Raw genomic sequence first — 11460 nt, 5'->3', positions numbered from 1 at the left:
AACCTCGTTAGTAACCTCATCACCAACCTCGTTAGTAACCTCGTTAGTAACCTCGTTAGTAACCTTGAAAAATTTTTTCAAGGTATATGAATTAAAGATATAAATTTTGTATACCTCAGATAAAAAAATAATTGAATTAATTGACATCCTAAAATCATTAGGTAAAATATCTAATACATCAGATTTTTGTAAAAGCATAGGATTTTTTAAACAAAATATTACAAGAGTAAAAAATGGATTGACTCATTTTACTCCAGTACATATAGAAAAAATATGTAAATTTTATGATGTTGATGCTAATTGGATAATGGGTTTTAATGCTAATATTTTCAGGAAACAAGTTATAAACAAAACGACAATATCAATCGACAATACAGAATAAAGAATTATGATAAAAATTAATAAATAAAATTTTAAAAACGTCCGTTTTCCGGTAGCTACCAAAATAATTTAAGGAATTATGTTTACTCATAACCCGAAGGTCACAGGTTCGAGTCCTGTTCCCGCTACTAAATATAGCTTCACAGAAATGTGGAGCTTTTTTGTTTTATAGCTGGTCGAGTTTACTTTGTAACGTTCTCAACCCTCGAAGGGTTTCAAACCCTTCGAGGGTTAAATATCCCTAAAATCATCAAAAAAAGCTAAATGGCTGTCTTTTTTGCGGCTGACTTCTTCTTTGTATGCGGGCTCTAATAGCGTTTTTGAAATAGAGATAACCTCTAAAATTTCTCTGGAATGGATAAAATCTTCCAGTTCTTGCCAATTGTAATAGATTTCATTTCCTCCGCCAACACCGGCTAAATGCCTACATTGATCATTTACAAAATAGGCTTTATCACCACCGAGGGCCAAAGTGCTTTTCATGACTAACTTTCTGAAATCTTGAAAATAACCATCGTCAAATTTTTCTGTGGTTTGAATGGTTTTACAAAAGCTCCACCATCGTGAATAATAGTATAAATCATTCATTAAAATTTCATCGTGAACGGTCAAATAGCCTTCTGCAGTGGTATGCTCAACACTATATAGAGAAAAGTAGGCAAGGGAAATTTCTCTTTTTTCTTCCAATTTAGCAGCTTCATCCGGGACCTCGCTTCTAAGCGAACCCCAATAGTCAATCATATCAAATAAAGAGTCTCCAAACTTTTGATACAATAGTTTCTTTTGATAGTTATCATCTACCAAGAAATACCTTGCTTCCGCGTTGGTTTTTAGAATTGTACCCAATTCGATGAATTCATTGTCATAGTCAACACCTAATAAAGCATCGTAATTAGCTGAAGCAAAATAACCATAATCAATATTCAAGTTGAGTCGGTCAGCTAGGTCAATAGCTAATGTTTCAACAGTGGTAATGTTTAAATTGTGTTTGCTTAGTATTGAAATATCACAGCCCATACTAACTTGTCTTACTTATTTTTATCTCTTATTCAAACCCTTCAAGGGTTACTCTTAAACTTTTAAACCCTTAAACCTAAAACCCCCATCACCTCCTCAACTCCCGAATCACCTTATTCGTCCTCCTATCCGCATACATCCGGTTCAACGCCGTAAAAGCCCAAATCACCGCCGGACACGAGCTTTAGCGAACTGGCGAAGCAATCCAACCAATAATCGTAAGCTGTAAAATCAAGCAAACAATACCCGAACCCACTTTGCCTTGTAGCATCAAGGAAAGCCATGGAAAGAAAAAAGCAATGACGTAACGCATGGAGGATTAATTTAATTGGATTGATTACTACAAAGAAAGGAAATTTTATAATAAAGTAAGAAGAATTCTGTGGCAAGGGAAGGAGAAACTGAAACAGTTGGTCACTATGCTGAAGTATAAATGCCAACAGGTAGAAAAACGACATTACGCCCAACGCTCATTTCATCTCAATTCCGTAATTTTGATAAAAAAGAGAGGACAATGTGTTTTTACATGGGACAAAAAGATCCACCGGTAAAAGTGGAAAAACGATTCAACGCAAAAGTGGAACAACTGGATGCTTTTCTGCAAGCGGAGTATATCAATGGGTTTGAATTTCCTAAGGTGCCTGTTATTTTGAATACTTCACCGGAAATCATTAGCACACACTACCATTGGGGATTGGTGCCTACTTGGTCTAAAGACCTTGATTTCAGAAAAAACACGCTGAATGCCCGTATTGAAACCCTGGAAGAAAAGCCCAGCTTTAAAAACGTGACCACTAACCGATGCTTAGTAATTGCCTCCAGTTTTTTTGAATGGCATTGGAACGACGAAAAAGGAAAATCGAAAGACAAGTACCAGATTTTTTCAGCGGAAGACGAACTTTTTGCCATGGCAGGAATTTATGACACGTGGCATAACCCTCAGAGTGGGATGAACTACCATTCATTTGCCATTGTCACCACCGCGGCAAACAAACAAATGGAATACATACACAACCACAAAAAGCGAATGCCGATACTGCTCAAAAAAGGCGACGAAGCCGCTTGGTTAGATGCCACGAATGCTTTTCAGGAGTTTGCTTTTCCGTATAGTGCAGAGATAGTTAGTTTTAAAGTCTCCTAGGGATAAGAAACAATCAACCCCAAAGTAGATTACCCTCTTAAACTTTTAAACCTTTAAACTCTTAAACTACTTAATAAACGATTGCATCTCCTCCTCAATATCCACCCGAAGTTGTTTCAATTTCAACGCATAGGTTTCTAATTGTTTTTCTTGCTCGGTTTTCGGAACCCATTTTTTAACTTCCAACGGGTTTCCATCAGCGTCTACCGAAACAAAAACAATCACACAATGGGTTTTTTTCGTAAAAGTAGGTTCGTTCAGTTTTCGGGAATACACATCAATGGCAATGTGAATACTGGAATGGCCGGTTAAAATAATATACGCATCAATTTTTACAACATCACCAATGTTGATGGGTTTATAAAAACGAATACCGCCCACATACACCGTGACACAATAAGTTTCCGCCCAAGTTCTTGCACAGGTATAGGCCGTTTGGTCAATCCATTTCATCACGGCACCGCCATGCACTTTACCGCCAAAGTTGACATCGGTCGGTTCACTGATAAATTGAAAGGTGATTTTGTGATTTTGTTTCATGGCCTAGGGATTAGATTGGTTATTAAATAGAACTATGGTAAAGATAAGTAATTTAACTTTTTCAATTTTCAATGGATTTGGATTCTAATGTGGATGGGGTGTTTGGAGATTTATTATAATTTAACTTACGGTTACTGGTTAAAAAAGAAGATGTTTAACATTGCGATTAGTGCTTTATTTCATAGGGTAATGATTGTCTAGTGATGCTAATGTAGTATTGTGAACTATTATGACTTTTTTAATGTTAAGGTTTTAAAAACATTTGTTAAGCCATTAATATATAAAAGTTTGCCGTCAAGCGTTGTGTCGGTGTTCAATACTATTTTTAGAGCCTCATTGGCCATTATACTTCCTATCATGCCACATATTGGGCTACTGATTCCATTATCTACACAGGTTTGTGCTCTCAGTAAATCTTCGACTTCGATGAGGTGGCTGTAATGGAATTTATTTTTATAGTGAAAAAGCGTTACATAGCCTTGCCAATCGGAAACAGCACCATGAACTAAAGGTAATTGATGGGCATTACACTGTTTATCAATCAGTACACGAGCAAAGATATTGTCCGTGCAATCGCATACAATGTCATAGTTTGCCATTAGCCTAGTGGCATTTTCTTTAGTGAGCTGTTCTGACAAAGCATTTATTAGTATAGAAGTGTTTTGAGTACTTATTTTTTGAGCGAGCAATGTTGCTTTTTTTTCACCAATATTGTTTGGGGTATATTGAAATTGTCGGTGTAGGTTTGTTTCCGCTACTGCATCAAAATCAACTATTCCAATTCTTCCGATTCCCATTGCGGCTAAGTAGGTAGCGACCACCGTTCCTAAACCACCTGCACCAACCACCAGAATCTTGGATTTTGTCAACTTTTCTTGGCCGGCTTCTCCTATTTCCGGGAGTAGCATTTGCGGTTGATAGCGATTCATTATCGGTTGATTTGTGACGTGATGGTGCTGTCTGTAATTTTATCATCGTTTGCTAACAGCAATGCTTTTGAAATAATGACCGATAAACCATTATCGCCTTCAAAAGGTAAAAACAGGTTGTCATTGTTGTCTTTTTTACTTCTGTCAGGCACAATACACAAATATTGGTCGTTGGGTTCCATCAAGATATTGGTACTGCCAATATGAATTTTGTAGGTTCTGATTTTTCCTTTTACTATTACAAATTTATCCTCAACACGGGCTACCGAAGCAATTTTTAAACGTGGAATAAGTCCTTGCAGGATTTCTTTTCTGTTTTTTGCAATTTCAGATAAATCCCCAAAAGAGTAGGATTGCCAATAATCTCTGTAGGTAGGAAGACCACCGGAATCACTCCAGGTTGGGTCGTTACCTACACTGGCTACCCCAACAAATAAGTCGATGTCTCGCATGGCTTCTGAAAATGCCACCGCCGGAACATCTACTAACTCAACCAAGTCATTGGTTTGGGTATTCACAAATCGAATTTGATCGGTGGTGACATAATTCCAAATACCGGTTGCATTGAATTGATCGTCGGCGTTCAGTGCATTGACCCAATATTCAACCAAAAGGTTATATTCCGGCATGAGTAATTGTGCGGTATCTTGGTCACCACCATCCCATGATCCAATTAAACGGGCTTTCCAGTTTCTTCCTTTTGCCAAGGTAACATATTGGTGTTGCTTTAAAATATGGGATGCCATACGATTGCTATAGGTTCTGGTGGTAACTTCTGCATCCGTGAGTAAGTAGATTTCTCTGTACGCTTGTTTAAAAGGTTGTTGGATTTGATTATTCATTAAAAAATTTCGCCATTCTCTCACTTCGTTGGTTGTGCTTGTTGCCGGATGCCATAACATAGCTTCTAGGTAGTTTTCAATTTCAATGACTTCTTGGCTCACCGTTACCCATTGATTATTTAGAAAAATGGCCAAGACTGTTTCCTTTTCATTTGATAATTTAAAAATCATTTTATGGATAACAAAAGACAACAAACCATGTTGCACATACTTTTCTTTAAAGTATTCTATGCTCATGGTTCTGTTACTACGTAACATTCGGTCAAAGCGTTCTTTTTGAGCCGACGTGGTTTGGTCGATTTGTTTTTGTGTAGCTTTAATTTTTGCCAGTTTGCCACTGAATTTATCTTTCACCACTTGCGGTACCGTTTTTTGTTCCGTACCATCCGGTTTATACCATTTTAAGGTTGACTTACCAATGCCTGTTACGGCCAAAACACAGGTGAAATCGTCTAGAAGATAAGTTAACTGATGACTTTTTAATTTGAAATCATCTACAGCCAAATCTTCTATTTCAATAGACGAAATGCCTAATTTTACGGCTGCTTCGTCTATGTATTTTTCAATTAGTGTGAGCGTATTATTTTGTTTTATTTTTAAGCGTAACCTGGATAATTGAGCGATGCCATCTAAACCTTTGGAGGCATATAGTGTGTATAAACAAGCATTGCCAATGCCTGCTGCTGCCGGTCCTTTATCGGGTATTTTTTTAAAACAACGTTCTGCTAATTTACTGATGGTTTGAACGGTAGTGTTATCATAAAACCATGACGACATCCATACAAATCCTTTGATGGCTTCGGAATTTAGACTGGTTAAAAATTCAGTAAGATTATATGTATATTCTGTTTTATTATACACTTGAGTTTGCGTTGTAACGGTTTCTTTGAGGTTGATAACTTGGTTAAACCATTCTTGCGTTACTTTTTTAAACTTGTCAGAACCCAACTCATCAATGATCGCTTTTGCCTCGTTTAAGTACTTTTGAGTGGGCTTACTTCCGGTGGCTTTTTGTGCTAAAGCAACTAAAGTAAACCACAGTTTCTTGTCTGCCTCTTTTTGTTGGTCGAGTACCGCATTTGCTCCCAATTGAAAACCGTCTTCTCCTACAAAGTAAGTGGGTTTAATGCCTACTTCGTTGCCTTGATGAGCATAGAGAAAGGTTTTTATTTTTTCTTCCAGTTTAACTTGGTCTTTGTAATAGTAACTGTTGGTGTCTTTTTTAAAGAGTAGAATATCATTTAAAATGGCTACAATAGCCTCCGGTGCTTCAGTAGGTTTAAAGCTGTTTTCGATTTGTTTATAAAAATTAGCTAATGGCCACCAATACATTTTGTTGTATTCTTTTTCGGGGACATTTTTTTTAAAGGAATCATAGATCGTGACGACGATTGTTTCAGATAACTTCAACTTACTCCTAAATAAATTTTGAATCATCTGCGAAGCCATTTGGTATTCGTCTGATGCTTTCTTTACTCCACGGTTGTAACCCGAATAGTTATTTTTAATGACGTTGGTTAAAAAAATGACAAATTCTCCTTTCTTATCATCCCCCCATTTTTTAATGACTTCATTATAAGTTGGTACCTCTGCAAAAACAACGGTATAAAAAAACTTAGAATGTTTGGTAAACTCTTCTATCGACTTGTAAAAAACTGTTTTAAATTCATTGTTTTCTAAACTGTTTTCTTCATTGTTTAAACCAATTGCGGTTTTAATTTTATTGAATAATCCCATACAAAACGTATTAACCTCCCACCAAGGGAGTCAGTTTGACAAAAGCTATCGTTGAGGTGCTTTTCAGCGTAACCACTTGGTCTAATTCTTCCAATTGTTCATTATCTACCAGCACAAAGAAACCATTTTTTTGAAACGCATTCAAAGCAATGTACACTTGCTTTTCCACATCAATCAGTTGTTTGGCTTTTAGTTTATAACCATTTAACGTGCGTTCTGCCTCTTTGGGTTCTACCAAGCCATAGAAATATTCGGGGAGGCGTTTGTTGTAATTTTCGATTTCTATCGTGACTCTTTTTGTAATAAGCTCGGCTACGGTCAAATGGTCTGAATCGAGTTGTATTTCAAACTGATTGGTGACGGTGCCGTTGAGTAATTCATCAGAAATTAGGACGTTCATCGTATTGTTTGATTTAATTTTTTTTAAAAGTACTAAAAGTTTGGTGATATGGCAATTTATAAACCATACATCCTACAAAAAAAGTATCGGTTTTTGATTTGGTACTTTTGGTAGTTTTTTCTAAACCCAATTCAAAGCATTCAACTACCTTACACTATCCCAAATCAATAGTATTCCTGCATTTTAAACAATAACAAATTGCCTTGCCAAAAATTTGAAACACTATCCTTCGTTTCAGAATTTGAGTTGGCATCGGAAGGTGAAGTTTGTGATGTGAGGTTTTTAGATAGAATTTAGTAACTTTTTTTACTTTGAAGTCACAGCCATTCACCGAGTTGCGTGGTATTGGAAGAGTTTGATTAGCTGGGGATAAACACGATAGCCGGAAGTAGAAAAAAGTCAATTACATAATTCATTGTTTCTTTTAATACCTATCCCAAAACTAAGGCTTTACATCTAATCGCAAACAGTATTCAACCCCAAAATAAACCGCACCCCAAAGCATGGCTTCATAAACATAAGGTCTTGTTTTGGAGGTAATGAGGTTTTCATTATCTTTCAAAGCATAGTAAACTTCTTCAAAGATGAACTCAAACTGGCTAATGTTTTCGCCTATTTGTTCGATGACCTCATCCGCTAGGTTTAACCCAAAGGTAGCTGTTTTTAAATCCTCTGAATTGAAATGTACCTCCTTATTCCAATTCTTCCGAAGGTTATAAGTAACCTCCATCGCTTTATCAATACAATAAACATAAGGATAAAACAACAAATCTAACCTCTTCCGATCTCTAAGTCCTTTGGATTGTGCTAAAAATTGTTCGTTAAAAGCTGTAATTAAATCTTGAAAAGTCCCGGTGATGTAGCGTCGTTGAGCCAATTCTAAATAGACATCACATTCCTCTTCAAAAACTTGATGACTCATATTATAACCATAAGCTACCGTTTTATGTATGACATGTTTGATTAGTTCTTCTTTACGCATATCGCTTCTTTTTAAAGCTAAAATAATAATTCTTTTAACTAAAACAAACAACCTCAAACAATTTTAAAACCCTCGAAGGGTTTGGAACGCTTTGAGGGTTCATTCATTTGCCCATTTTTTTCCCCCCCTTTAGCACAGGGGAAAGAAAAAAAACAATTCAAAAACGAACTGTCCTGCTGAGCCTGTCGAAGCATCCTTCAATTGTAAATTTTCACGCATTTCGAAGCCCCATTTTTCCCCACCCTTTAGCCCCGGAAAAAGAAAAAACCCAATTCAAAACCCAACTGTCCTGCTGAGCCTGTCGAAGCATCCTACCCTTCGAGGGTTTGGAATGCTTTGAGGGTTAAATCGATACTACGTTTTTCAGTGAAGTTAGAGTTGTTTGTTGAGGAGTGTGGTATTGGAAGATTTTGGAGAATGGGGGAGGTCATATCCTGCTGAACTTGTTTCAGCATCTCTTCAAAACTACAAATTAAACTTCTCTTTCGCTACCTTCCAGTTCTTCTTTAAAATTGGTTTTGCAAAACTTGTTTCACCATTCGAAGGTTCACCCGAGAAATGACAGAACTTTTCGGCATAATCCTCATTCTGAAATTTAGTCCAACTTTCATAAGCTTCAATCGACATTGGTTTATTGGGGTTGAAAGGTATTTTTTTTCCTGTTCGAATGCAAAAACCGGCTTGAAAGGTTTCTTTTGGTCTAGTTAGTTCTACTTTTTTTACCTCTGATTTACTTTTAAAACGTTCATTTGAATCGTATTTATGACGATTAGAAAAGAAATCCGTAAGTTTATCTATTTCAGTTTTTGATTCTTTGTATTTTTTTGACAAACCAAATAGGGCATTATCAAAATGTGCATTTCTTTGAAATAAAAGTTCCGACTGTTCAATCACACGGTTAAAATATTCCCATGCATCAATATCAATCTTATCTTTACCGTTAAATAATAAGATACCGGCTTCTATATTATTATCTTGTGAGAAATTGTATAGATTCATCGATGTTAAAATGGCACTTTCTTCATTGGCATAATATTTTGCATGAAGATTCTTTTCATATCGAATTACTATATTTGGAAATTCCTTAAAGAAATTAAAGTCTTCTTGCTTCATACTTTTTGAGAAATCATCTTCATTTTTACCAAATACAATAGTTAATTCAAGTGCAGGATTCTCTTTCTTTGATCGTAAAACGGAAATATACCTGTCATGCAATTTGATATAGGGAGAAATTAAAATAATTTGATTATTTGCTTTTTCAAATATTTTCTCTAATTCCGAATTGAGTTCATTTCCTTTTAAAAATTTAGCCATTGATTGGAGTTATTAAGTGTCGTTTTTTAATTAATAGTTTGAATTCTGAAAGTGTAATTCTCTAATTTTACAAATATTGATTGCTTTAATGCATATTCCAAAATTAACACTTTCATTTCATATCTAAAAGAATAACACTATTTTTATAAAATCATTGAAAATTACATGACAAATCAATTAGCATTAAACAAGTACTGTAACGATTTTAAAAAACTAAACCGATCCACCCATCCGGTTTTGGGAAAAGCACCGCATAAACCTATTTTATTACTGTCTGTTTTACAGTTAATTCGAAAAGGGGAAATCACTTCCAATAGAATTGAAATAACACCCGAATTGGTTTTGGCTTTCAAAAGCAATTGGCAAGCTTTAGTGACGACCTTACACACCTGCAATTTTGCATTGCCTTTTTTTCATTTAAAAAGCGAACCGTTCTGGCAGTTAACGTTCCTATCAAAAGGAGCTTCTTCCATCAAAAGTATGAGTACGTTAAACAGTGTCAAAGACAACATTGCTTTTGCGGAAATAGACCAAGCGTTATTTTTGTTGATGGTAGATGAAGTAACGAATGTGTACCTTGAAAAAATGCTATTGGAACAGTATTTCCCAACCATAACCGACCGTTATGTAGAAGAAGCACCCAAATTACAATATGCCTTGGAATTTGAAATCAAAAACCAAATGGTGAATGATACCAAAGAGGAATACCAAACCAAAATACAAACACTCGAAAACCAATTAACGGAAGAAGAATTTGAAGAAGAACGATTCATCCGAGGCGGTATTTTTAAAAAGGAAATACCACGACTCTACAATCACCAATGTTGTATTTCTGAAATGAAAATTGAAACAACCATCAATGCTCAGTTAGTCGATGCGTGTCACATCATACCGTTTAGCTTTTCCAACGATGACACTATCAGCAACGGCATTTGTTTGTCTCCTAATTTACATCGAGCCTATGACAGAGGTTTACTCACCATAACCGAAGATTATATCGTTCGCATTTCACCCACCGTGAGAGAAACCCAAAGCCCTTATGGTATTATGCAGTTTGCAGGTAAACGCATTGCACTTCCTCAAGAGTATAAACACTATCCTTCGGTTCAGAATTTGAGTTGGCACCGAAAGGAAAAGTTTGTGATGTAAGCTTTTTAGATAGAATTTAGCGATCTTTTTTTACGGCGAAGTCAGAGACATTCGCCGAACAACGTGCTATTTGAAAACTTCGGGTAGCTGGGTTAAATCTATAATATTTTTTTTGTGAAGTCAGAGCCATTTGTATAGGAGAGTGGTATTGGAAGAGTTTGGGGAGGGGGCGGAAACCAAGGGAAGAAAAAAGCGATGACATAATGCATAAAAATTATCTTAAATGATTAAATGTGTATATTAAATGTTTCAATACACCTATCCTACAATCTCCATGATAATTGATATTCAAATTTTCTAATAACCAATTATTAGTTATTAGAACGTTAGCATCCCATGATATAATGATTACTTCTTTAGTAATAGACTTGTTACCATTATTTAATACTGTAAATTGGAAGGAATATGAATCTGTTTCCACTTTATATAGCCAATTATAAAAAACATTATTGGCATTTAAGGGAATTCCATTTTCTAAAAAGTTTGCTCTTAAAAACTCATAAAATTCAGTACCATTCATAGATATATCATTATCATTTGTAATTACCTTTTTATAATTACAATAATTTATTAATCAATCTTAAAGTAAATAAACACTAACTTTTTTTCTTTCTTGTTTTTGATGTATATGTAGTGCTTGGATTTTTCTTTGCCTCTTGTTTTGTAACATACCTACCAGTTTCAGCACTCCTAGATTGTTCTTTAGTTGATGATTTTTTTGGTTTTTGCTGTGCTTGAATTGCAATTGAAATAAATACTGTCATCAGGAAAGTCATAATTTTTTTCATCTGTTTTTTTTTAATAGGTTATTTTAAATTAATAAGATTTTGTTTTTAATTTTAACTGAAAGCTAAATTAATTTATCTACTTTAATATACTTAATGAACCAAAAATAGAAATAATAATACTTGAAAAGAAACCTTTTTAAATTCTTTTACTAAATGCAATTACTAAGTTTTTATCTTTTGATATATGTTTAAAATTTATTACATTAATAATGGTGATATTTTTTTTGCATCATAAAACTC

General features: G+C 35.0%; 13 protein-coding genes. 3 read left to right on the top strand and 10 right to left on the bottom strand.

The features are described from left to right. Positions 1 to 106: 106 nt before the first annotated feature. Entirely contained in the window at positions 107 to 382 is a 276-nt protein-coding gene (locus C0512_RS13775) for a hypothetical protein (protein WP_290862541.1), read from the top strand. A 230-nt stretch (positions 383 to 612) separates the two neighbouring features. Here the strand turns inward: C0512_RS13775 and C0512_RS13770 are convergent, their stop codons facing one another. Both C0512_RS13770 and C0512_RS13765 read right to left on the bottom strand, forming a co-directional pair. Next, entirely contained in the window at positions 613 to 1398 is a 786-nt protein-coding gene (locus tag C0512_RS13770; protein ID WP_290862539.1) for a hypothetical protein, read from the bottom strand. 184 nt (positions 1399 to 1582) lie between these two features. Further along, positions 1583 to 1711: a YqaE/Pmp3 family membrane protein gene (locus C0512_RS13765; protein ID WP_290862537.1), complete on the bottom strand. Its 129-nt coding sequence runs from the start codon at positions 1709 to 1711 to the stop codon at positions 1583 to 1585. Positions 1712 to 1912: 201 nt separating this feature from the next. Between C0512_RS13765 and C0512_RS13760 the strand changes: the two genes are divergently transcribed. Then, on the top strand, positions 1913 to 2539 hold the full coding sequence (locus C0512_RS13760; RefSeq protein WP_290862535.1) for an SOS response-associated peptidase: 627 nt from the start codon (positions 1913 to 1915) through the stop codon (positions 2537 to 2539). 66 nt (positions 2540 to 2605) lie between these two features. Here C0512_RS13760 and C0512_RS13755 read toward each other — a convergent pair whose 3' ends face one another. The 6 genes from C0512_RS13755 to C0512_RS13730 form a co-directional block, all read right to left on the bottom strand. Then, positions 2606 to 3079, bottom strand: coding sequence for an acyl-CoA thioesterase (locus C0512_RS13755; protein WP_290862533.1), 474 nt, complete (start codon positions 3077 to 3079; stop codon positions 2606 to 2608). A gap of 227 nt (positions 3080 to 3306) precedes the next feature. After that, positions 3307 to 4008 carry a HesA/MoeB/ThiF family protein gene (locus tag C0512_RS13750; RefSeq protein ID WP_290862531.1) on the bottom strand — a complete coding sequence of 234 codons (702 nt, stop codon included), beginning with the start codon at positions 4006 to 4008 and terminating at the stop codon, positions 3307 to 3309. Further along, positions 4008 to 6587 (bottom strand): DUF4132 domain-containing protein, encoded by a 2580-nt coding sequence (locus tag C0512_RS13745; protein WP_290862529.1) that lies wholly within the window; start codon positions 6585 to 6587, stop codon positions 4008 to 4010. The genes C0512_RS13750 and C0512_RS13745 overlap by 1 nt, the downstream gene beginning before the upstream one ends. Before the next feature lie 10 nt (positions 6588 to 6597). Then, complete coding sequence (locus C0512_RS13740; RefSeq protein WP_290862527.1) at positions 6598 to 6987, bottom strand: hypothetical protein; 390 nt, start codon at positions 6985 to 6987, stop codon at positions 6598 to 6600. A 442-nt stretch (positions 6988 to 7429) separates the two neighbouring features. Continuing rightward, a complete protein-coding gene (locus C0512_RS13735; RefSeq protein WP_290862525.1) occupies positions 7430 to 7969 on the bottom strand; it encodes a hypothetical protein in 540 nt (179 codons plus the stop codon). A 465-nt stretch (positions 7970 to 8434) separates the two neighbouring features. Next, positions 8435 to 9283 carry a phospholipase D family protein gene (locus C0512_RS13730; RefSeq protein WP_290862523.1) on the bottom strand — a complete coding sequence of 283 codons (849 nt, stop codon included), beginning with the start codon at positions 9281 to 9283 and terminating at the stop codon, positions 8435 to 8437. 165 nt (positions 9284 to 9448) lie between these two features. Here C0512_RS13730 and C0512_RS13725 point away from each other — a divergent pair, with 165 nt between their 5' ends. Then, positions 9449 to 10432, top strand: coding sequence for an HNH endonuclease (locus C0512_RS13725; protein ID WP_290862521.1), 984 nt, complete (start codon positions 9449 to 9451; stop codon positions 10430 to 10432). Positions 10433 to 10646: 214 nt separating this feature from the next. Here the strand turns inward: C0512_RS13725 and C0512_RS13720 are convergent, their stop codons facing one another. Both C0512_RS13720 and C0512_RS13715 read right to left on the bottom strand, forming a co-directional pair. Beyond that, the gene (locus C0512_RS13720; protein WP_290862519.1) at positions 10647 to 10952 is read right to left on the bottom strand and encodes a hypothetical protein; all 306 of its coding nucleotides are present in this window, start codon (positions 10950 to 10952) and stop codon (positions 10647 to 10649) included. A 76-nt stretch (positions 10953 to 11028) separates the two neighbouring features. Next, positions 11029 to 11220, bottom strand: coding sequence for a hypothetical protein (locus C0512_RS13715; protein WP_290862517.1), 192 nt, complete (start codon positions 11218 to 11220; stop codon positions 11029 to 11031). Positions 11221 to 11460: the final 240 nt, after the last annotated feature.

This window comes from Flavobacterium sp. (assembly GCF_013822155.1).
GTDB lineage: Bacteria > Bacteroidota > Bacteroidia > Flavobacteriales > Flavobacteriaceae > Flavobacterium.
The sequence above is the reverse complement of the archived record's forward strand: the minus strand, read 5'-3'. Positions and strand labels throughout refer to the sequence as shown.

What these genes read in the sequence shown, in the direction of transcription:
- C0512_RS13770 (WP_290862539.1), bottom strand. Translation starts at nt 1,398, where the DNA reads ATGGGCTGTGATATTTCAATACTAAGCAAACACAATTTAAACATTACC.
- C0512_RS13765 (WP_290862537.1), bottom strand. Translation starts at nt 1,711, where the DNA reads ATGCGTTACGTCATTGCTTTTTTCTTTCCATGGCTTTCCTTGATGCTA.
- C0512_RS13760 (WP_290862535.1), top strand. Translation starts at nt 1,913, where the DNA reads ATGTGTTTTTACATGGGACAAAAAGATCCACCGGTAAAAGTGGAAAAA.
- C0512_RS13755 (WP_290862533.1), bottom strand. Translation starts at nt 3,079, where the DNA reads ATGAAACAAAATCACAAAATCACCTTTCAATTTATCAGTGAACCGACC.
- C0512_RS13750 (WP_290862531.1), bottom strand. Translation starts at nt 4,008, where the DNA reads ATGAATCGCTATCAACCGCAAATGCTACTCCCGGAAATAGGAGAAGCC.
- C0512_RS13745 (WP_290862529.1), bottom strand. Translation starts at nt 6,587, where the DNA reads ATGGGATTATTCAATAAAATTAAAACCGCAATTGGTTTAAACAATGAA.
- C0512_RS13740 (WP_290862527.1), bottom strand. Translation starts at nt 6,987, where the DNA reads ATGAACGTCCTAATTTCTGATGAATTACTCAACGGCACCGTCACCAAT.
- C0512_RS13735 (WP_290862525.1), bottom strand. Translation starts at nt 7,969, where the DNA reads ATGCGTAAAGAAGAACTAATCAAACATGTCATACATAAAACGGTAGCT.
- C0512_RS13730 (WP_290862523.1), bottom strand. Translation starts at nt 9,283, where the DNA reads ATGGCTAAATTTTTAAAAGGAAATGAACTCAATTCGGAATTAGAGAAA.
- C0512_RS13725 (WP_290862521.1), top strand. Translation starts at nt 9,449, where the DNA reads ATGACAAATCAATTAGCATTAAACAAGTACTGTAACGATTTTAAAAAA.
- C0512_RS13720 (WP_290862519.1), bottom strand. Translation starts at nt 10,952, where the DNA reads ATGAATGGTACTGAATTTTATGAGTTTTTAAGAGCAAACTTTTTAGAA.
- C0512_RS13715 (WP_290862517.1), bottom strand. Translation starts at nt 11,220, where the DNA reads ATGAAAAAAATTATGACTTTCCTGATGACAGTATTTATTTCAATTGCA.